At 38.0% G+C, this 19973-nt stretch carries 23 protein-coding genes and 1 pseudogene; 13 read left to right on the top strand and 11 right to left on the bottom strand.

All coding sequences use genetic code 11. The features are described 5' to 3' along the window. The 5 genes and pseudogenes from WBM70_RS06800 to WBM70_RS06780 all read right to left on the bottom strand — a co-directional run. Positions 1-504 (bottom strand): annotated as a pseudogene (locus WBM70_RS06800) (lipid-A-disaccharide synthase); the annotation flags it as partial. A 59-nt stretch (positions 505-563) separates the two neighbouring features. Beyond that, entirely contained in the window at positions 564-1517 is a 954-nt protein-coding gene (locus tag WBM70_RS06795; RefSeq protein WP_424557747.1) for a methyltransferase domain-containing protein, read from the bottom strand. After that, complete coding sequence (locus WBM70_RS06790; protein WP_424557746.1) at positions 1510-2331, bottom strand: class I SAM-dependent methyltransferase; 822 nt, start codon at positions 2329-2331, stop codon at positions 1510-1512. Before WBM70_RS06790 ends, WBM70_RS06795 begins: the two co-directional genes overlap by 8 nt. Further along, the gene (locus WBM70_RS06785; RefSeq protein WP_424557745.1) at positions 2328-2879 is read right to left on the bottom strand and encodes a hypothetical protein; all 552 of its coding nucleotides are present in this window, start codon (positions 2877-2879) and stop codon (positions 2328-2330) included. Before WBM70_RS06785 ends, WBM70_RS06790 begins: the two co-directional genes overlap by 4 nt. Before the next feature lie 13 nt (positions 2880-2892). Beyond that, positions 2893-4272, bottom strand: coding sequence for a Na+/H+ antiporter NhaC family protein (locus WBM70_RS06780; protein WP_424557744.1), 1380 nt, complete (start codon positions 4270-4272; stop codon positions 2893-2895). An 18-nt stretch (positions 4273-4290) separates the two neighbouring features. Between WBM70_RS06780 and WBM70_RS06775 the strand changes: the two genes are divergently transcribed. Then, positions 4291-4989, top strand: coding sequence for a L,D-transpeptidase family protein (locus WBM70_RS06775; RefSeq protein ID WP_424557743.1), 699 nt, complete (start codon positions 4291-4293; stop codon positions 4987-4989). A 22-nt stretch (positions 4990-5011) separates the two neighbouring features. On the opposite strand, the gene WBM70_RS06770 is transcribed toward WBM70_RS06775, so the two are convergent. Both WBM70_RS06770 and WBM70_RS06765 read right to left on the bottom strand, forming a co-directional pair. Continuing rightward, the gene (locus WBM70_RS06770) at positions 5012-6493 is read right to left on the bottom strand and encodes an alpha/beta hydrolase (protein WP_424557742.1); all 1482 of its coding nucleotides are present in this window, start codon (positions 6491-6493) and stop codon (positions 5012-5014) included. A 41-nt stretch (positions 6494-6534) separates the two neighbouring features. Further along, positions 6535-7440 (bottom strand): energy transducer TonB, encoded by a 906-nt coding sequence (locus tag WBM70_RS06765; protein ID WP_424557741.1) that lies wholly within the window; start codon positions 7438-7440, stop codon positions 6535-6537. A gap of 97 nt (positions 7441-7537) precedes the next feature. Between WBM70_RS06765 and hemL the strand changes: the two genes are divergently transcribed. The 8 genes from hemL (at position 7538) to WBM70_RS06725 (ending at position 13016) form a co-directional block, all read left to right on the top strand. After that, positions 7538-8830 carry a glutamate-1-semialdehyde 2,1-aminomutase gene (hemL, locus tag WBM70_RS06760; protein ID WP_424557740.1) on the top strand — a complete coding sequence of 431 codons (1293 nt, stop codon included), beginning with the start codon at positions 7538-7540 and terminating at the stop codon, positions 8828-8830. A 62-nt stretch (positions 8831-8892) separates the two neighbouring features. Continuing rightward, positions 8893-9405: a ferritin gene (locus WBM70_RS06755; protein WP_424557739.1), complete on the top strand. Its 513-nt coding sequence runs from the start codon at positions 8893-8895 to the stop codon at positions 9403-9405. Between the two features lie 19 nt (positions 9406-9424). Next, positions 9425-9727, top strand: a complete 303-nt coding sequence (locus WBM70_RS06750; protein WP_424557738.1) for an AtpZ/AtpI family protein — start codon at positions 9425-9427, stop codon at positions 9725-9727. Beyond that, entirely contained in the window at positions 9660-10265 is a 606-nt protein-coding gene (locus WBM70_RS06745; protein ID WP_424557737.1) for a hypothetical protein, read from the top strand. The genes WBM70_RS06750 and WBM70_RS06745 overlap by 68 nt, the downstream gene beginning before the upstream one ends. Before the next feature lie 35 nt (positions 10266-10300). Further along, positions 10301-11014: a peptidoglycan recognition protein family protein gene (locus WBM70_RS06740; RefSeq protein ID WP_424557736.1), complete on the top strand. Its 714-nt coding sequence runs from the start codon at positions 10301-10303 to the stop codon at positions 11012-11014. Continuing rightward, positions 11014-12543, top strand: a complete 1530-nt coding sequence (locus WBM70_RS06735) for a sodium:solute symporter (protein WP_424557735.1) — start codon at positions 11014-11016, stop codon at positions 12541-12543. The genes WBM70_RS06740 and WBM70_RS06735 overlap by 1 nt, the downstream gene beginning before the upstream one ends. 33 nt (positions 12544-12576) lie before the next feature. Beyond that, positions 12577-12804 (top strand): DUF4177 domain-containing protein, encoded by a 228-nt coding sequence (locus WBM70_RS06730; protein ID WP_424557734.1) that lies wholly within the window; start codon positions 12577-12579, stop codon positions 12802-12804. Then, positions 12804-13016, top strand: coding sequence for a hypothetical protein (locus tag WBM70_RS06725; RefSeq protein ID WP_424557733.1), 213 nt, complete (start codon positions 12804-12806; stop codon positions 13014-13016). Before WBM70_RS06730 ends, WBM70_RS06725 begins: the two co-directional genes overlap by 1 nt. A gap of 12 nt (positions 13017-13028) precedes the next feature. Here the strand turns inward: WBM70_RS06725 and WBM70_RS06720 are convergent, their stop codons facing one another. After that, complete coding sequence (locus WBM70_RS06720; RefSeq protein ID WP_424557732.1) at positions 13029-14174, bottom strand: pyridoxal phosphate-dependent aminotransferase; 1146 nt, start codon at positions 14172-14174, stop codon at positions 13029-13031. Between the two features lie 76 nt (positions 14175-14250). Further along, on the bottom strand, positions 14251-15273 hold the full coding sequence (locus WBM70_RS06715; RefSeq protein WP_424557731.1) for an alpha/beta fold hydrolase: 1023 nt from the start codon (positions 15271-15273) through the stop codon (positions 14251-14253). Between the two features lie 165 nt (positions 15274-15438). Here WBM70_RS06715 and WBM70_RS06710 point away from each other — a divergent pair, with 165 nt between their 5' ends. The 4 genes from WBM70_RS06710 to WBM70_RS06695 all read left to right on the top strand — a co-directional run bounded on the left by WBM70_RS06710 (position 15439) and on the right by WBM70_RS06695 (position 18828). After that, a complete protein-coding gene (locus WBM70_RS06710) occupies positions 15439-16533 on the top strand; it encodes an anhydro-N-acetylmuramic acid kinase (protein WP_424557730.1) in 1095 nt (364 codons plus the stop codon). After that, complete coding sequence (locus WBM70_RS06705; protein WP_424557729.1) at positions 16526-17506, top strand: aminoglycoside phosphotransferase family protein; 981 nt, start codon at positions 16526-16528, stop codon at positions 17504-17506. The genes WBM70_RS06710 and WBM70_RS06705 overlap by 8 nt, the downstream gene beginning before the upstream one ends. After that, on the top strand, positions 17506-18174 hold the full coding sequence (murU, locus tag WBM70_RS06700) for an N-acetylmuramate alpha-1-phosphate uridylyltransferase MurU (protein WP_424557728.1): 669 nt from the start codon (positions 17506-17508) through the stop codon (positions 18172-18174). Before WBM70_RS06705 ends, murU begins: the two co-directional genes overlap by 1 nt. Positions 18175-18546: 372 nt before the next feature. Further along, complete coding sequence (locus tag WBM70_RS06695; RefSeq protein ID WP_424557727.1) at positions 18547-18828, top strand: hypothetical protein; 282 nt, start codon at positions 18547-18549, stop codon at positions 18826-18828. Positions 18829-18841: 13 nt separating this feature from the next. Here the strand turns inward: WBM70_RS06695 and WBM70_RS06690 are convergent, their stop codons facing one another. Together WBM70_RS06690 and WBM70_RS06685 are read right to left on the bottom strand one after the other, a co-directional pair. Beyond that, on the bottom strand, positions 18842-19234 hold the full coding sequence (locus tag WBM70_RS06690) for a DUF805 domain-containing protein (protein WP_424557726.1): 393 nt from the start codon (positions 19232-19234) through the stop codon (positions 18842-18844). A 242-nt stretch (positions 19235-19476) separates the two neighbouring features. Continuing rightward, entirely contained in the window at positions 19477-19776 is a 300-nt protein-coding gene (locus tag WBM70_RS06685) for a hypothetical protein (RefSeq protein ID WP_424557725.1), read from the bottom strand. Positions 19777-19973: the final 197 nt, after the last annotated feature.

The raw sequence follows: 19973 nt of genomic DNA, 5'->3' as shown, positions 1-19973 counted from the left end.
GGTCTCTTTCTCATTTCTGTGGACATCTATTTCATCTAGCAGGGGGTGACCAACGTACTGGGCTTTCTCTTTCGCATAATAGTTGATCTCAAAAGGTAAGATACCCAACAGTCTGTCACAGTACTCTTCTAACTTCTTTACACGTTTAGGACGACTAGCCCATACCTGAGGTAGAATGTAGTAGATGATCTCTTTATCTGGATATTTGGCTTTAAGTTTTTTAGCCAAAGGCAGGTTAAAACCTGAAGAATCCATCAGTAGTACTTTATCCGCATCTTTGGCAAGTTCGACCATTTCATCTGCTACTTTAAAGAACCAGCGTAATTTCTTGATGGCATCCACGACACCCATAATAGCCATTTCACTGATGTCATAAAGCGGTGTACCTGATGTAATAATGCTTTTATTAAATATACCTATGAGTTCTAACTCTTCTGTATGTTTGAGTACCTCTTTCAGGTGAAGGTTCGAAGATGGCTCGAGAGCAGAGACGAGAAGTTTCATACGTTTAATTATCCTAATAATTATTTGATGTATTTTAGCATACTTTTATGAATAGGTTATTATTGATATTCTTCAAAGGAAACTTGTAAATTTTCTTCTGAAACTGTTGCCCATTTTTCACCTTCTTCTTGAAGGAGTAAAGGGATACTTTTATGTATCGGATATTTATGTTTACACTCAGGCTCTTGACAGATAAGCCAATTATTTTGGATGAGTTTCAGTTGACCGATTCTTTTATTAGTTGAGACACAAGATGGGCAACGTAAGATATCGTAAAATTGTATAACCTCACTATCTTGCGTTTTAGTGTATATTTTATTTTCCAATGGATATTGGGCCAAGAGTATATTTCTATCAAAAGCTGTATCTACTTTACTCACTGAACTAAACATTTTTTTGGCTACTTCTACTGTTTCCTCTTCGAGTGCAAAATCTGCACGATCAATATAACCTAACGTCTTCGTTAATATCTCATAGAAACGAATGAGTAATCTACCAGTCCAGTTTTGATCTAAGCTAATTGAGCCAGCCAATGCCGGAGGAAAATATCCTACGATAAAGGTTCCATCACTAGTCAATATTCTAGATACTTCACTAAGTACTTTTTCAACATCAGGGAAATGTCTCCATACACCTAGACAGACCACAGAATGAAAAGTATTATCTGCAATAGGTAAGAAGTTTGCATCTGCTTGAATGAGTTCATGTGTTGGATAATTATCATGATGTACGTAGAGCGAAGACAAAGATATATCTACTCCAACTACTTTAAAACCTTTTTCAGAGAGCATTTTGGTCATCATTCCTGTACCACACCCAAGATCCAAGATCAATGTTTCGTTTTCATCACCAGCATAAATTTCATTTAGCATAGTTTGAATTGTTCTAGCATGTACTTCATGTTCCACATAGACATCATCATAAAAAGTTGAGATCTTGTCATAAAAGGCTTGAGTGGAGCGACTTGACAGTGCTGCCCAAATTATTTTAAACCAGAGTATGAACTTAGTCATGCGCTTTACGAACATAGTAAATACGAACCGGGAAGAAGGATACACGGCTCAATTTTGTATAAGAGATAACTAAGTTAGGAGATTCTCTTAAATATCTACCAAGTGCAATCGGTCGGCAATGCGGTGCATAACCTGCAAATAGAAATTTCCAGATCCAGTTCCATCGACCTTTATGATAACCTAAGCTATAGATCTCATTCATGATTCTGTAAAATGGTTTCATAAGCCAGGAGGCACCATCAAGTTCAGTGGTCATAGTGATGAGTATAGCATAGCCATCAGGACATAGGACGCGTTCCATCTCTTGAATTGTCTTTCTGAGTTCAGCTTCGGGCAAAAGATCGAAGAGATAACTAGAAAGATAGAGATCAAAAGTATTATCAGACCAGGGTAAATTTTGGCAGTCTGCTTTCTCAAAGGTGATCCGTGAGTCTAGAAGGTTTTTTTTCTTAAGATATTTTTGAGAGTCTTTAAGCATCTGTTCTGAAAGGTCTACAGCAATGATCTCTTGTTTTTCATTTGTAAGTTTGATGAGTTGACTCAACAAATATCCTGTACCGACGCCAGCATCAACTATTTTACGTGTTCTCTCTAAAATAGGACCTTCAAGTGCATCACGGTTTGAAGGTCTTTCATAAAAACCCATGATCCAATCATAAAAAGGAAAAGGGTTGGGAATAAGTTTCAGTATCTTTAGATTTTTACCTATGGTATTAAATTCATCAATGGTTTCTTCTGATGAATCGTACCATACGGGAACCTGTCTATAACCAAATCTATTAAAACGTTTTATTAGATTTGAAAAGAAACTCATTTTGAAATACTTTTTCTATTTCTTTTGGACTCGATCACTTTAATTTCAGAACGATTTTCAATCTCTTTTAATCTATTGTTCTCTATACGTTTACCTCTCCAATAATAACCACCCATTGCACCTACTGTGGCACTAATGGCAAGTAAACCGGCTGTGAGCATCTGTGCAAAGACAAATAGAGCCCCGACACCTAAGAGTCCTGCAAAGGAAGCACCTACTTTAAAGTTTGCCTTGGCATGGGCTTTTGCTGTCTCCTTGGCAATATCTTTTTGTGCAGCTTTTACAACACGATCTTTAGCACGTTGTGCATTGGTACGGAGCTTGTCACGTTCATTGGCAAAATCATCCTTTACTTTGTAAACAGCATCTTTACTGTGATGTCCGGCAATAGAGTTGAACCAAAAAGCAACAATAAGTGCAATAAAGATCAAGGGAATAGCTATACCTAAAAAAGCAGTGAAATTTAACTCATTGGGAGCCAGAACGATTAAGAAGTAAGTGGCTATTTGAGCCAGAACAATACCAAATAAAAATTTTAAAATTTGCATAGTTTTTTCCTTGCTACAGTGTCAACCAACCGGCTATTAAAAATGCTACAGAGGCCAATAACCCACCAAATATAGCATATGGAAGTTGCGTTCTTACATGCTCTACATGATCACATCCTGCCGCCATGGATGAAATGATGGTCGTATCAGAGATAGGAGACGAATGATCACCAAAGATACCTCCAGAAATGACAGCAGCGATGATCAAAGGTATATGCAGGTCCATTGTTGCCGCTAAGGCTAAACCGATAGGCATCATAATGGAAAATGTCCCCCAGCTCGTTCCTGTAGAAAACGCCGTGATGCCTGCTACTAAAAAGATAAGAAGCGGTATAAGAATAGGGGAGATATTACCTGTAAGCAGATGGGCTAAATATTTAGCAGTCCCAAGATCACCGATCACTTTTCCTATGAGCAAAGCGAAGAGCATGATCATGCCTACAGGTATCATGTCACCGATACCTTCATAGAAGCCTTTAAAGTAATTTTTGTGAGAGAGTGCTTTGGTAGGTACAAAATAGAGGTACATAAAGAACAGTGTTACGATCACAGCGTAGTAGACAGATGTAGAACCAGAGCCTTTGAAAATATCACCTTCGCCTGTCAGATAAAGTCCTACAGGTACCATGAACACCATCACTAAAATAGGTAAGAGCATTTTGTAGGGTGTGGCTTTCACATGGGCTTCATTATCTGGTAGTATGTAGGTTACCGGGGTCGTATGCTTCATAGGCCCTATATTAATATTTAAAAATATGACACCTAGTACTATGACTAAAGTAAAGAGTGAATAGAAGTTATACGGGATAGAAGCAATGAGTAGAGAAATACCATCTCCTGAGATCACTTGAGAATCAATAGCCGTAACGATAAGACCTAAGAGCAAAGCACCCCAGGCATTCAGTGGGATGAGTGAACAGATAGGAGCAGAAGTTGAGTCACAAATATATGCCAGTTTTTCTCTGCTGACACCGTTCTTATCACACAGAGGTTTTGCTACTGTACCTGCTACGAGTGCGGTGATGGAGGATTCTATAAAAATGATCACACCAACAACATAGGCAAGCAGCATGGCTCCAACAGGCGAGTCTATTTTCTTGGCTTTTTGGCTTAAATAGACTACAAAACTATCTACTGCTCCGCTCAGTGTCAACAGTCTTATAATAGAACCCACCATCACGACAAATAAGAGCATCTTTGCTATCCATCCCTCTGAAAACAGAGCGATGACCCCATCAAAAAGAGCGATAAAAGCATCTATAGGGTTATAAGCGTTAAGGACCAGGAGACCTGCAAAAATACCGCTCATGAGTGAAACGATCACATCTTTGGTTATAATAGCTAAAATGATTGTTAGTAGCGGTATCGCTATTGATAATATTCCATATTCCATAACAAGGATTATATCATAATGAAAACATTACTTCTATTGTGTTTGTCTCTTTTTTTACTGCAGGCAGAAGAGATTCCGGACACAAAACAACTTTTAGTCGTGACTACAAAAAACTGGTCAGTACCTACAGGGGTTTTACAGCGTTATGAACGTGAAGATGACAAATGGCACAAAGTAGGTAAAGCAATAGATATTGAGCTTGGAAGAAATGGTTTGGGATGGGGAATAGGGCTTCATGACCTGCCTCATGATGCAAAGATCATGAAAAAAGAAGGTGACGGAAAAGCACCTGCAGGTATTTTCAAACTCAATCAGGCTTTTGGATATGCACCTTTTAAAATAGACTACCCTTATGAGGTCTATAAAGAGACAGATCATTGTGTAGATGATGTGAATTCAAAGTATTACAATAAGATAGTGGACAGTACCAAGATAGATAGAGATTACAAAAGTCATGAGCGCATGAAGTTCCCTAAGAATTATTACAAATATGGCATTGTGGTAGACCATAACGGTATAACAAAGGGTTCAAAGTCTAAAAAAGGTGCAGGATCATGTATCTTTATCCATATTAAGAGTGTACCTACAGCTGGCTGTACAGTCATGACCGAGAGTGAGATAAAAGAGGTGTTGCGTTGGTTAGACCCTAAGAAGAACCCGCTTTTGGTTCAAGGAACAGAGGGTACAGTAAAAAGATTATGGAAGAGGATACAATAGATCTTTTCTCTTTCTTGTAAACTTATTCTAACCCGATAAATTCCAATACCCTTTGTTTTGTATAGTCATGAAAAGGATTCCATCTCTGTCTAAGAAGTGATGTCCCTGATATTTCCAACACAGAAGTTTCTCCGTAAACGACGAGATGTCCCAATTGTATACCTGGGCTTTTAGGCGCATCTTCCCCTCCATAGAGAGGATCTTTTGCACTGATAGGCATGGCCAAGTGTGAGAGGGAATAAAGCTCTTTTGGCCAATATAGATCAAGTTTTTTACTTGTTGCATATTCTCTATCTGTTGTGAACTGCATCACACTTCCATCCGTTGAATTGATATCGGAGATCAAGTCAAATCTATAGTGTGTATCTTCAGGAACTTCGCGTAGTTTATTTAAGGCAGTATGCACACTGTCTTTAACAAGACTGTGAGACGTGAACTTATGGTTAATGTCGAAAAGTACAAGTGTATGATTGTTCTCTCCTTTAAATCGCTTATAAAGATGATCGACTGTATCTTTGACTACAACGGTTGAATCCACAATTGATGCAAAACTTATAATAGGTGGGAGTGGTTTCTTGATCTTGGTATTTTTTGCATAAGCATCTAATTGTTTTTGTACTTCATTACAAACAAGGTAGACTTGATCACCGGCATTGACTGCAAATGAACCATACTTAAAGGGATCATATTCAGGTGTAATGGAGTTCCACTCCAGTTTAGGTAAACCCAAAAGGTTTCCAAGCCGACTTTGCCATATTGCAAAAGGAGCAGCTTTTGTTACTCCTAGGGCAGGTGAGTAGAATATAAGACCGGAAGGGAAGGTTAATGTGGAGTCTTCAAGTGCCAAAAGTGTGTAGTTCAGCGCTAATGGCGCACCGGTGGAATACCCCATCATATGTATGGGCTTATCACCAACTTTTTGGGTTAAACGCTCCATCCCTATCTTCACAACTGCTGCCATATCTTGCCATTTTACATCTCTTAGACCTGAAGGTATGGTACCGTGACCAGGTAAACGCATCCCCACTACCCATATACCCTGCTTATGCAGGTACTCAGCTTGGGCGCGAAGACTGTAAGGCGAGTCAGACATGCCATGCAGAAGAAGTATACCCATTTTAGGGTTGTTGACAGGCAGTTCAAAACTTTTATTCCATTCTTTATCCCAGCGTTTTGGATCAGAAAAACTATTTCGTATGTAGCGATTAATGCTTCTATCATTGTTGGAGACCGTTTTATCATATATTTCTCGATCCAACTCATCAAAGAGTCTTTTTTCCAAAGCGACATAGTCATCAAAATCTTTCACATCAGAGTCAGTGTTGAATTCATTTTTAAGTATGGTGGTATGCCAGACAGCAAGTTCAGGAAGAGATTTTATATAGAGTATAAATACAACGATCCCTATAAGCAATGAACCAAGAAAAGCAAGAATCATGAGTCGTAAGGCTTTACGCACTGACCATAAAGGAAGTTTGATTAGAACACTTTGTATTATACTCATGTAAATACTCCTATTAATGAAGTTGGTTTTTTAATTCTACCCTAATAGATAGAATATCTTACATAAAACATAATTTTAGTTTTTTTATTGGGTAGAGGATAATCTTTATATGCAATACGTATCACATCTAAAGTGTTTTGATCCAGCGCTTCATATCCTAAACGCCTTTTGAGTTTAAGGTCGGTAATGTCACCATTTGGATGTAGATAAAAGGAAACAATATTGGTCCCTTGCTGTCTCGTACGTACAGCTATTTCGGGGTAACCGTTTCGCGTAAGGGTATTTTGTGTAATTCTGTGTATTGTTCCCAGATTATTTTTAATGAACTTCTTTTGCGTATCACTGTAGCTATGAAACTCCTCACCATAGAGTTGATTGATCATTCTGGCTCCATAGCTGCCTGAAGATGAGGGTTGGCGACTTGGTCTGGAAGGATTTAGAGATGTTCCAGAACCCATTAGTGCATTGGCAAGGGGATCATTAGAACGTTTAGGTTTTTTATATGTTTTCTGTTTTTTCACCACACGTTTTTTTGTCACTTTTTTCTCGACCTTTTTTACAGGTTTTTTCTTGATCTCTTTTTTTACGATCTTTTTCTCAGGCTTTTTCTCAACTTTGGTAACATTGTTCTCTTCAGCACTTTTTTCTGCATAGAGCTTTGTATTCTCATTTAAGACTTTTTTCTTTATAGGTTCTGGCTTAGGTTCAGGTTCTATCTTTTTCTCTACGATAGGTTCTGGGATAGGCACTGGCTTAGGTGGTGTGACTATAGGTTGAGGTACAGGTGGCACGACTACAGGTTTTGGTTTTGGAGCTGGAGGCGTCACTATCTGTTGTAGATTAAGACTTATTTTTTTACTTTGTGCTGGGGGAGGCTTGAAGGTTATGTTTTCCCAATTCTTGGTAATAAGCCATAAAATAAGCAAATGTAACAATAAAGAGAGCAATAATCCTTTCAGCGTTCTGATGGTGCTCTCCTTGTATATAGCCCTAAGTGCCGTTAGTGTATAATCTTTGCAATTATACATAATGAGGATTAATAACATGGCATATGATAAAAGTATAGCAGCATTTGAGGAAGCATACCAAGTGATTCCCGGAGGTGTAGATTCCCCAGTACGAGCATTCGCAGGAGTAGGTGGAACACCACCATTCATAGAAAGAGGAGAGGGTGGATACCTTTTTGATATAGATGGAAATAAATATATCGATTATGTACAAAGTTGGGGGCCACTGATCTTTGGTCATACGGATCCACAGATCGAAGCTTCTGTTATTGAAGCTGTTAAAAAGGGATTGAGTTTCGGTGCACCTACGACCGTAGAAACAGAACTCGCCAATGAGATCGTCACACTCTTTGATTCTATAGATAAGGTACGTTTTGTCAGTTCAGGAACTGAAGCAGTGATGTCTGCTATCCGTTTGGCTCGTGGTGTTACAGGCAGAGATAACATTCTGAAATTTACAGGGTGTTACCATGGTCACTCTGATTCACTTCTTGTGCAGGCAGGTTCAGGGCTTGCTACATTTGGTAGCCCATCAAGCCCAGGTGTACCGGCCGACCTTACTAAACATACACTACTGGCAACGTATAATGACATTGAATCTGTAATGAAATGTTTTGAAGAATCACCAGATGGTATCGCTTGTGTCATCATCGAGCCTATCGCTGGAAATATGGGGCTTGTACCTGCAGATGAAGCATTCCTGGAAGAACTTAGATGTCTTTGTACAAACCATGGTGCACTGCTGATATTTGATGAAGTCATGAGTGGGTTTAGAGCATCACTGAAAGGTGCGCAAGGTATCTCTACTGTGAAGCCAGATATGGTAACACTGGGTAAGGTGATCGGTGCAGGTATGCCTGTAGGTGCTTTTGGTGCATCTGCACAGATCATGGCATATCTTTCACCTGAAGGTCCAGTGTATCAGGCAGGAACACTCTCTGGTAATCCTGTAGCGATGACAGCGGGTCTTACAAGTCTTAGAAAGCTTAAATCCAATCCATCGTTATATGTGACATTGGGAAATAAAGCAAAAAAACTTATGGATGGTTTCAAAAAAGCTGCTACTGCGGCCAATATACCTTTGGTGACTGATGTAAGAGGAAGTATGTTTGGTTTCTTTTTCTCAGATAAACCTGTGAAGAACTTTGATGATGCACTGGCAAATGATACTGCAACATTTGCTAAATTTCATAGAGGTATGTTGGACAGAGGAATCTACCTTGCCTGTTCTTCTTTCGAAGCAGGATTCATTTCTGCAGCTACAACTGATGAAATGATCGATGAAACGATCAAAGCAGCATATGAAGTGATGGCTGAGATTACGGCATAGCCTTATGCCAAAGGCTGGTATTTTTGTTATACTAGATAGATAAAAAAATTTAAAGGTTACACATGATTTCAAAAAAAATGACAAAACAATTGAACGAACAATTAAATAAAGAGTTCTATTCTGCATATATATATCTTTCGATGTCTGCATACTGCAATAGAAATGATTTTCCAGGTGCTGCAAATTGGTTTTTGTTGCAGTATGAAGAAGAGCAAGACCATGCAACACGTATCTATAACTATCTGATAGGTCAAGATGCTAAAGTAGTACTTCAAGAGGTTGCAAAACCACCTAAGAACTTTGGTTCATTGCTTGAAACTTATGAAGAGAGTTTAGCGCATGAACAAGACATGACTAAAAACCTTAATGAACTGAGTGACTATGCTTTAAAAGAAAAAGACCATGCTACATATAATCTATTGCAGTGGTTTGTAAATGAGCAAGTTGAAGAGGAAGCAACAGTAAGTGAGATCATCTCAAAGTTGAAAATGGTTGGTGGAGATGGCTACGGTCTTTTGATGATCGATAGTGAACTTGGTAAACGTGCTACTATAGACAGTGATATTTCACAATAATGATATTTTAAGAGAGAGTATGGAAAAAGAAGAACCAAAATTCAAAAAGCTTGTAAATGCTGCAGATGGTCTTAGTCTCGGTATTTCTATGGTTGTTGCAGTACTTATGGGTGTAGGTATTGGAATAGGGCTACAAAAGCTTACAGGAGCATGGTGGACACTCTGGATAGGGGTATTTATCGGTATAGGTGCTGCTATTTCTAATGTCTACAAAGCATATGCTAAACAAAAAAAGTCATTAGACGAGTTAGCAAATGATCCAAAATACACATATAAAAGAGATCAACAAGCAAAATATGATGCAGAAGATGATGATGAGTAATAGAAATAAAAAGATACTCACAGTACTTGTTTCTGTCGATATTTTGCTTTTGGTTATTGCTATAATATTTTTTGATATTAAAGTACTTTACAGTACACAAATAGGGTATATCACCGCAACATTAGTGATGGTGGCATCAATCATTAGTTACAGACGCATGGTCAATGCACGTGTTAAACACAACATCGTAACGATGGATGACAGCAAAGACACTATTGACAAACTTGAAGATCCTTATGATCTCTATAGTGAAGAGGTAGTAGAGGAAGAAGAAAGTTTAGCCCAAACAGTAAAAGAAGAGAAAAAAAAGCTCAAAGAGAATCGACGAACAGTGTATCAAACGATCAAAGACACGAAAGCGGCACTCTCTATCTATAGACTGAGTGCCTATGCATTGCTTATTATAGGTTTTTTGTATCTAAACAGGCAGCAGTTGTTGGATATCCCTAGTTATATTATAGCTTTGGGGATTCCTTCTGTGATACTTGTTTGGGTCCTCATCAGAGAAAAAGAACAAGAAAACCATAGCCAAGATTAGATAAAATAAGTCCAACTAGAACTTAGGACTTATTTATGACAAGAACACTACTTTTATGTATCGCACTTCTTTCATTCACTGCATGTGGAAAAGAAGAAGCAAAACCTCCAGTTTGTACTACCAAACCCATACAACCAATAAAGATCATTGATAAACCCATAGATTTTGGACCAGATCGTATCGCTATGACCAAAGAGTACATTAAATCACATTATGGAAAAGTAGTAGATAATATAGAGATCACTCCTAAGATCATTTTGCTTCACTGGACAGCAGAGATGGATTTTGATAAATCATTTAAACGTTTACTGCCAGAGAAACTTCTCTCAGATAGAAAAGATATCGTGAAAGCTTCAGCGTTAAATGTATCTTCTCAGTTTTTGGTGGCACGTGACGGTACGATCTACCGTTTGATGCCAGAGAACTGGATGGCTCGTCATGTGATCGGACTGAACTACTCAAGTATTGGTATAGAAAATGTAGGAGGGAAGGGCAACAAGATAGATGACCTTACTCCTGCCCAACGACAGGCAAACATCGATCTGGTCTTCTATCTCAAATCAAAATACCCTAGTATTGAGTATCTTGTCGGTCATCATGAGTATAAGCAGATGGAGAGTACTTCATTATGGTTGGAAAAAGACAAAGGGTATAGAACTGTAAAATCTGATCCTGGTGAAAAGTTTATGAATGATATTAGGAACGGTGTAAAATGTCTGGATCTCAAAACACCGCCTAAAGGAAAATAATGAACTCTGCATTTAGTACCCTAGACTGGGGAATCTTTTTTGCATATTTTTTAGTATTAACCGTTACATCCGTGCTTTTAAGTAGGGTGAAGGTTAAGAGTACACGTGATTATTTTGTAGGTGGAAACTCTGTTCCTATGTTTGCCGTAGCTATGTCTGTATTGGCAACTTCTCAATCTGCAGCTACTTTTTTGGGTGGACCGGAATACTCGTACGGGAAAGATCTTACTTTCATAGGTTTTTACCTTTCTGCTTTTTTGGCCGTTATCTTTGTAGCAAAAGTCCTCATTCCACGTTTTTATGCTATCAAAGCGGTAACAGTCTATGAACTCCTTGAAAAGCGATACGGTGAGTCTGCCAAGAGACAAGCAGGTGTTATGTTCCTCATCGGCAGACTTTTTGCTTCTGGTGCGAGGCTCTACATAGGTGCATTGGCTATCTCAATGATCCTTTTCTTAGATATCGCACCTATACATGTGGCTATCTCTATCACTATATTGATGCTTGGAGCATTGGCCTATGCTTACTTTGGTGGTGTGAAGTCTGTTATCTTCTCAGACATTATTCAAGCCATTACATACATTGGAGCAGGGATCGCTGTACTTATATATCTTTATATGAGTCTTAATACAGACTTTTCTACTATCGTTTCTACACTTGAGGCAAATGAAAAACTCAAACTGTTTGATTGGTCTATGTCTGGCGGTTTTTCTGTTTGGGCTTTACTTGGAGGCTGGCTACTACTTAATATTGCAGCCTATGGTCTGGATCAGGATATGACACAGCGTGCTTTAACCTGTAAAAGTACGAAAGAAGCACAAAATTCATTGATGATGAGCATCTATTTGACTATCCCCGTAGCGATACTCTTTTTAATGATCGGCTTACTTCTGTACCTTTTCTATCAACATCCTGAACTTTCCGGATTAAGTACAGAAGTGGTGCAGAAATTTGAAGGCGAGAAGATCACGATCTTTATGTATTACATCCTGCATGAGATGCCTGAAGGTATGCGAGGTTTAGTGACAGTTGGAGCTGTAGCCGCTGCCTTATCGAGTTCTAACTCTGTATTGGGGGCTATGTCATCCGTAGCGGTAGAAGACCTCTATAAACCTTGGAAGAAAAAAAGATCTGATGTAGATGAGATGCACTTTGTGAGAGCAGGGCGCAATGCAGTACTCTTTTTCGCTGTAGCACTTTCTCTTATGGCTATGCTCTCATTTTACTGGCAACGTTATACTGAATTGCCATTGTTAAGCTTTGCCCTTGGTGTCATGGCTTTTGCTTACACAGGCTTACTTGGTGTGTTTGGTGCAGCTATATTCACTAATCGAGGAAATGCTATGACTGTACCTCTTGCATTATTGGGTGGGTTTATGACAGTGTTATTACTTCAGCCGTATGTTCTTGGCGATAACTTGGGGGCATTATTAGGTTTTAAAGTAGGATTTGCCTGGCAAATACTTGCTGGAACTGTAATGGCATTTGGCGCAATGATGATGGGGAAAAGCAAATCGTATCCATTGTGATATAATAAATGAATAAAAGATGAAGGAAGAAGCGTGCAGGAAAGAGCTAATGTCGAATATAAAGCGATCGTTTATCAGGAGAGTATGTTAGGCTCACTATTCTTAGCAGGAGCTAAGGTAGATCCTGTAAAGTTTAGTGCATTTTTAAATAAAAATGCTCAAAACGGGTGGCGTGTCGTGACAATGGAAAAAGATATACGAAGAATGCTTCTGTTTTTCAAGCGTGAAGCATATGTAGTGTTAATGGAAAGGGAAAAATAATGAAAATAGCAACAATAATATCTGCGATACTCTTGATTGTATGGGTGATTTTAACAATGATAGTAATGTGGACAGATGAACTAGATACTACATTGTATGTAAAACTTTCTGCAACAATGGGTATAGTCGTGGTCTCTATTATACTCATTGCCTTAGCATTTAAAGAGTATGGCAGTGAGAAGAAATTAAAAGATCATGATTATTTAGATTAGTAACAATGTTTATTACAAATTTTTCAATCTCACAATAGCTTCATCAATCTCTTCTTCTTTTTTAGAGAAACAGAATCTTGCCAGATTGATCCCCTCGCTGTTTTGATAGAATGCCCTTGCAGGCACAGCAGCGATACCTGTTCTTTCCAAAAGGTTTACGACTTTTTCTTTGTCATCTTCACCCTCCAGTTTAGAGATATCGGCCAGTACATAGTAGGCACCTTTGACATATTCGGCAGTTAGTCCTGCATCATTAAGTGCTTTGATGAATTTATCTCTTTTTTTCTGATGCTCAATGGCTACATTCTCATAGTATGACTTTGGCAGTTCGTTCAGTCCCTTCAGTATACCGTTTTGGAGCGGTGCAGGAGGACAGACGTATATTAAATCATTAAAGGCAGACGCCGCATCAATGATCTCTTTTTGAGTGATCGCATATCCCAGTCTCCATCCTGTGATAGAGTAGATCTTTGAAAAACCGGATATAACGACCGTTCTGCTTTTTAAACTCTCAATACTAAGTGCAGATACGAATTCAAGGCCATCATAGATGAAGTGTTCATACATTTCATCACTAAAAAGGAACAGGTCATTTTGGTTAATGATCTCTGAAAGGTTTTCCAGTTCATCTCTTGTATAGACTTTTCCACTAGGATTTGAAGGGTTACAGATGAGTATGGCTTTGGTGTCTTTAGATATCTGATCTTTTAAGTTTTGAAAGTCTATTTCATAAGCTGGTGGGGTAGTTCTAATGTACTTTATCTTGCAGCCTATGGATTTGAGTGTCGCTACGTGGTAACCATAGTAAGGCTCAAAAAGTATGACTTCATCTCCCTCATTGAGAAGGGACATAGCAGTTGCATAAAAGGCTCCTGTAGCTCCGAGACTCACAAGTACGTTGTCCACTTCGATACCCTGGTCATAAAAATCATTCTGTTTTTTAGCGATGGCTGCTCTTAACTTGTAGTTACCGTATGCAGAGGTATAGGTATTCTTACCACTGTCTATCCCTTCTTTTGCTCCCTGTACGACCGGTAATGGTACTTCAAGGTCACAAAGCCCTTGTGCCATATTGAGTCCATTTTTCTCATTACAGAGGATTGACATTGCTCTGATCTCAGATTGTGCGATATTTTTTGCTCGATTACTTAGTTTCATATTAGACGTGCCCTTGATGTATTTTTAGAAGTATAGTTGAAATTCACTTATACAAACACAGAAGGATATTGATTTGTCATTGTTCAGTTGAAATATCCAGTGCATTGTTCAGTACGTCTTTAAAACGCTCAAAATTTTCAATTTGAGGCAGATGTCCCAAGTCTTTTAATTCATAGAGTTTTGCATCAGGGATAAGCGTAGCAGCTGATCTCCCTAATTTGTCATAACGTCCGAGTTCATACGTCACACCAGACCTTTTCCAGTTTCGACCAGGACCTGTACGGTCACGAGTCCCTATAATGAGTTTAACAGGAACAGAGAGATCTTTAAACTCTGTAATAACAGGTTGTGTAAAGATCATATCATATGTCTGTGCATTGACCCAGGCTATCTGCTTTTTGTCTGGACCTTGTATCTGTCCTATCATAAAGTATGTCAGTGCTTCATACTTCTCATTCCATTGTCCATCATAGTAATTTTTTTGTTGATAGTTTTTAATTTTTTCTGCTGTCTTGCCCAGTTCAAACTTATAAAAAAAGTCAGTATCTTTATACTCTACATACTTTAGGTAGTTCTCTAATCCTATAGGATTAACTAAAATAAGCTTTTCTACCATTTGTGGATACATAAGCGCAAAACGACTTGCAAGCATTCCTCCCATTGAATGACCCATCACAATACTTTTCTCTATGTTTAGAGAAGTCATTAAGGCATGGGTATGATGTGCTAAGGAAGCAAAAGAATATTGATAATGGGTAGGTTTGGATGATTTACCAAAACCAATTTGATCAGGAATCAATACGTTATAGCCTTGTTCATGCAAATAAAGTGCTGTGGATGTCCAATAATCTGCATTAAAGTTTTTACCATGCATTAAGGTGATAGTTGGTTTGTTTTTCTCACCTTTAAGATACATATAGGCCATTTTTAATGCTTGAGCCTGAGAATCAATGTGAAAATAATTCACTTCAAAATCATATTTATAATTACTTAGTTGTGCATCGTATAATAGGGTAGAAGTATTTTCATGCTTTTGTGCAAAAAGAGATGATGACAATACAAAGACAAGAACGAGACTGACCAAATTTAATTTAAACATAGGTACTCCTGTATATTACAATATTCAGATATCGATCTATTATAGTATACAAATAATAACGGTCTAATTATATGTAGATGATCTAACGTTTTACTATGCAGTATAAATCTCTGCTATCTCTTTCATAGTTCAAATTTTTATCTGATATAATATATAGACTAATCAATGGAAGTAGAAAATAAAATAATGAATAAAGAACGTTATATAGGCATCATGTCCGGGACATCACTTGATGGAGTAGATGTCGTACTGTGTGAAATAGATAATTCAGAATGTATACTTGTGAGCTCTTTGGAATTTCCTATTCCTTTGGAACTCAAATCAGATATATTAACGATGATCGAGAGTAGAAGTACATTAGAAGCTTTGGGATTGATAGACAATCGTTTGGGTTTACTGTTTACTCAGGCCGTTGGTGCTTTGCTCATTCGTGAGAACATAGATGCAAATAGTATCAAAGCCATAGGTTTACATGGACAGACACTGTGGCATTCACCCACTGGAGAACTTCCTTTTACCATGCAGCTTGGTGACCCTAATATAGTGACTGCCAAGACTGGAATACCGGTGGTAGCTGACTTTAGACGTAAAGATATAGCCTTTGGCGGGCAGGGTGCTCCTTTCGCACCAGCATTCCATGAGTTTATATTTAGTAATATTAATAATGCTGTTTCAGTCTTGAATATCGGGGGTATGGCAAATATCACAGTATTGGGTGAAAAACTTATAGGGTATGATACAGGCTGTGGAAATGTCCTCCTTGATATGTGGATAGCAGAACATCAGGGAGTCAGCTATGATGAAGATGGAGAGTGGGCAAGGACAGGGGCAGTGGATTATGGACTTTTGGATCGTATGATGTCAGATGATTATTTTGAGGAGCCATATCCTAAAAGTACAGGCAGAGAAAAATTCAATAAAGCTTGGCTGCAAGGATATCTTTCAGGACATACACATAACCCGGAAGATGTACAAAGAACGCTTCTTGAACTTACAGCATTGAGTATAAGTAATGAGGTTTTAAAATTCAATCCAGATGTGACACTGCTTTGTGGCGGAGGAGCTAAGAATACATTTCTTGTTGAACGCATTAAAGCATTGATGCCAAATATTGAAATAGCTATTGCCAATAATTCAGACCAGATAGAGGCTATGACCTTTGCATGGCTTGCGTACAAACGTGTGCATAATGAAAAAGTCAATTTAAAAGACGTCACAGGCGCAAGCGAAAATGCAGTTTTAGGAGGCATATATGCATAAAGAGTTAAAAGGATGGATAGAATGGCTTGGTATGGAAGAGCCAGAGCTTCAAGCACTGCATGGAGATGCAAGCTCTAGAAGCTATTATCGTCTTGAAAACCATGAGGGAGGTATCGTGATGGATGCTTCAGAGGCCAAAGAGAGTGTCCCCATCTTCATCGGTGTGGGCATGAGGCTTATGGATGCAAAGGTTCGTATACCTAGAATTAAGTCTTTTGAACTGCATAAGGGTTTCATCTTCTTAGAGGACATAGGCTCAACACATTTACTTGATAAATGTGTGGAAGGTGTTGATGCAAGACCTTATTATGATAAAGCCATAGAGACCTTAGTCAAACTACAGGAGACACCTTCAAAGGGTCTAGAACCCTATGACAGAAACTTTTTACTTGAAGAGATGAATCTCATGACAGAGTGGTATCTGAAAGAGTATTTGGAGACATCATTTGAATGTCTAGATGGACGTATGCTCTTAGAGAGTTTTTCATTTATTGCCGACCAGGTATTAAGTCAGCCACAAGAGATCTTTGTGCATCGTGACTACCATGCACGTAACTTGATGCTTGACATCAATGAAGAGATAGTGGTCATAGACTTTCAAGATGCAAGAGAAGGCGCTTTAACCTATGACTTGGTCTCATTACTTCGTGATGCCTATGTAAAACTAGATAGAAGAGAGTTACAAAGGCTGATCTTATTGTTTAAAGATCTGAAGAGGCTTGATGTAGATGATGAGACATTCATGCGTTGGTTTGACTTCACTGGCCTGCAGCGTCACATCAAAATACTTGGTATCTTTGCTAGACTTGCCATAAGAGATGGAAAAAAGCAGTACTTGAATGATATTCCAATGACATTAAAGTATGTCTTGGAAGTGGGTCAAAAATATCCGGAATTGGATGGGTTGATCAATCTATTAAAATCTCAGTATGGTGAGTTTAAAGATGCTCCTGTTACCATGAGGGTATTTTAATGAAGGCGATGATACTCGCTGCTGGTCTAGGTACCCGCATGCGTCCACTTACCGACAAAACACCAAAACCCTTACTCAAAGTAGGCGGTATACCTCTTATAGTTTGGCATATAGAACGTCTTGCACATGATGGTTTCACTAATATCATTATAAACATTGCACATTTAGGATATCAGATACCTGAAGCTCTTGGTGATGGTTCTCAATGGGGTGTGAACATTACTTATTCAGACGAACAGGAAGAGGGTGCACTTGAGAGTGCAGGAGGCATAGTCAAAGCATTGCCATTGCTTGGTGATGATCCGTTTGCAGTTGTCAATGGTGATGTTTGGACAGACTATGATTTTCAAGACCAAAGAAAGCTCGCAGATGGTATTCTAGCGCATCTAGTCCTTGTTCCTAACCCAGAGCATAACCCAGAAGGTGATTTTGCCTTAGAGGATAATAAGATGGTCGATGCAAAGCAATACACATTCTCAGGCATAGGCTACTACTCTCCAAAACTCTTTGAAGGTGTCCCTTATGGTAAAAGTGCATTGGCACCTTTACTTAGAGCTGCTATGAAAGAAGGAAAGGTGACAGGGGAACTCTATGAGGGGGAATGGCTCGATATAGGAACACCAGAGAGACTTGAACTATTGAATGCGCAGTTGATGAATCGTTATTGATCTAAATTCTATTATAAATATGAATACCCAACTAAAATAACAAGGAATATGTTATTGGTATCTTAAATGACCTTGGATCTTGAATAGATCAAAACTTTTCTGATGAGTGCAGCCATTGCCAGCATAATAAAAGCACCTATGGCAAATCCTTTACATTGAAGATGGTTTTACAGAAGTACTAGATCAAAACGGTGAGTGGAAAATCACGTATAGGAACTGTAAAAAGAGTTCTGAAGTTAAGTAGAAGACAATATAGTATTTCGTTCTACCAAGATAAATGATTTACACTTAATCTATGTAGGTAAAGAACACTATAAGATTCCTAATGTAGTAATTCTAGGTTACTGACATCAAATTTCAAAAGGATACATTATGGAATTTATTGCTTTGTTTTTTGTAGCAAAACCTCAAAATATATTGATGGTGGCCACTATCTTTTTCATCATATACTTTATATTACAATTTATTATCAAAGCAAATCGACTCCATCCCCGGCCACTACTGATATTGTCTATTGTGTGGGGGATGTATGCCATATGGGAATTGCTCGTACAAGTAGAGACACCAGAAGCAAATATCAGGATAGACCTTCTTATCATATGGCCTCTTTTGGCAATTCTCTCTATATGGAAACTCGTTCGGGTATTTCGCTGATCACCAATTAGAGTTATTTAGGATTAGGTCCATACATATTCTCTCCTACCTGGCTGTCTTGCACCCAAAAATAAATGAGTACCAGTACACCTATTATAGGTATCAAAATAATTAAATACCACCACCCACTTTTTCCTATGTCGTGAAGCCTTCGAACAGCAACTGCTATTTTAGGCAACAGTACTGCCAAAGCAAAGATAGGGGCAAGTAAACCACTTTTTGTAGCCTCAGCAGGTGTCATACCCAATGCAGGATTGATCAGTAAAGTGTCTACAAGTGACAGGATAATACTTATGATGAAGACGAAAAGTATGAAATACCAATACTCACTCCGTGTCGATCGACCTTTAAAATCTACATACCTATTCTTTATAGTATCAAGAAAATAGTTATTAAATTTTTCCATATATTCTCCTTTGTTTTTTGCTTATATAATAAGACATTTTAATCCTCAGTAGGTATATATCTTCTATTCATAGTATACATTAAACTAGCTAATGCTATTAAATTAATTCTATATCTGCCGATATGACCAGTAAACTACCTATATCTGAGAAAAATAGTAAGTAGATGTCATATCAAATGTTCCGTTCGAAAAGTTGGTACATTCGTTTTTGGAATTCTGTATTATCTTTGTTATGCTGAAAACTAACCCCAAGTATTCTTTGTTTTAGAAATACGATTAACTTGATATACGGCGATATTCTTATTAACAATTAATCGCACTATCTCAGGTATGCATTGCATAGGAATCTCTATCTCGTATCCATAGGCTAAAGAAACTATTTGATGCTTTTTTTCTATGCCCATAAAGTCAATTAGGATATCTTTCACAGTATCATTATTTTCGCCTACCTCAAGATACACACGATATATATCAGATGTGTAATCTAATGGTGTACCTATCTCTAATGTTTCATATGGTGGCTGAGCATCAGTATTTTTCATATTAGTAGTATATCAAAAATGTGTGTCTATTTCTTAAAATATGACGATATAAAAGATTTTGAACTATATTTTCTTATTAAGAGTATCTTCTTCACAAAACGTTATAAAATATATAACTTTATGAGGTTATGTTTAGATAATTGTTTAATACTTATATAGTGATTTTAAAAAGGCAACTTTTAAAGTTTGGACAAGAT

The sequence above is a fragment of the Sulfurovum sp. genome, from assembly GCF_049668085.1.
Taxonomy (GTDB): Bacteria; Campylobacterota; Campylobacteria; order Campylobacterales; family Sulfurovaceae; genus Sulfurovum.
This window is presented reverse-complemented; position numbering and strand designations above follow the sequence as displayed.

Coding starts and splice junctions, on each gene's coding strand:
- WBM70_RS06785 (WP_424557745.1), bottom strand. CDS start 2,879: ATGCAAATTTTAAAATTTTTATTTGGTATTGTTCTGGCTCAAATAGCC.
- WBM70_RS06750 (WP_424557738.1), top strand. CDS start 9,425: ATGGAAAAAGAAGAACCAAAATTCAAAAAGCTTGTAAATGCTGCAGAT.
- WBM70_RS06780 (WP_424557744.1), bottom strand. CDS start 4,272: ATGGAATATGGAATATTATCAATAGCGATACCGCTACTAACAATCATT.
- WBM70_RS06720 (WP_424557732.1), bottom strand. CDS start 14,174: ATGAAACTAAGTAATCGAGCAAAAAATATCGCACAATCTGAGATCAGA.
- WBM70_RS06725 (WP_424557733.1), top strand. CDS start 12,804: ATGAAAATAGCAACAATAATATCTGCGATACTCTTGATTGTATGGGTG.
- WBM70_RS06755 (WP_424557739.1), top strand. CDS start 8,893: ATGATTTCAAAAAAAATGACAAAACAATTGAACGAACAATTAAATAAA.
- WBM70_RS06775 (WP_424557743.1), top strand. CDS start 4,291: ATGAAAACATTACTTCTATTGTGTTTGTCTCTTTTTTTACTGCAGGCA.
- WBM70_RS06705 (WP_424557729.1), top strand. CDS start 16,526: ATGCATAAAGAGTTAAAAGGATGGATAGAATGGCTTGGTATGGAAGAG.
- WBM70_RS06710 (WP_424557730.1), top strand. CDS start 15,439: ATGGAAGTAGAAAATAAAATAATGAATAAAGAACGTTATATAGGCATC.
- WBM70_RS06770 (WP_424557742.1), bottom strand. CDS start 6,493: ATGAGTATAATACAAAGTGTTCTAATCAAACTTCCTTTATGGTCAGTG.
- WBM70_RS06695 (WP_424557727.1), top strand. CDS start 18,547: ATGGAATTTATTGCTTTGTTTTTTGTAGCAAAACCTCAAAATATATTG.
- hemL (WP_424557740.1), top strand. CDS start 7,538: ATGGCATATGATAAAAGTATAGCAGCATTTGAGGAAGCATACCAAGTG.
- murU (WP_424557728.1), top strand. CDS start 17,506: ATGAAGGCGATGATACTCGCTGCTGGTCTAGGTACCCGCATGCGTCCA.
- WBM70_RS06735 (WP_424557735.1), top strand. CDS start 11,014: ATGAACTCTGCATTTAGTACCCTAGACTGGGGAATCTTTTTTGCATAT.
- WBM70_RS06690 (WP_424557726.1), bottom strand. CDS start 19,234: ATGGAAAAATTTAATAACTATTTTCTTGATACTATAAAGAATAGGTAT.
- WBM70_RS06740 (WP_424557736.1), top strand. CDS start 10,301: ATGACAAGAACACTACTTTTATGTATCGCACTTCTTTCATTCACTGCA.
- WBM70_RS06795 (WP_424557747.1), bottom strand. CDS start 1,517: ATGACTAAGTTCATACTCTGGTTTAAAATAATTTGGGCAGCACTGTCA.
- WBM70_RS06685 (WP_424557725.1), bottom strand. CDS start 19,776: ATGAAAAATACTGATGCTCAGCCACCATATGAAACATTAGAGATAGGT.
- WBM70_RS06745 (WP_424557737.1), top strand. CDS start 9,660: ATGATCCAAAATACACATATAAAAGAGATCAACAAGCAAAATATGATG.
- WBM70_RS06790 (WP_424557746.1), bottom strand. CDS start 2,331: ATGAGTTTCTTTTCAAATCTAATAAAACGTTTTAATAGATTTGGTTAT.
- WBM70_RS06715 (WP_424557731.1), bottom strand. CDS start 15,273: ATGTTTAAATTAAATTTGGTCAGTCTCGTTCTTGTCTTTGTATTGTCA.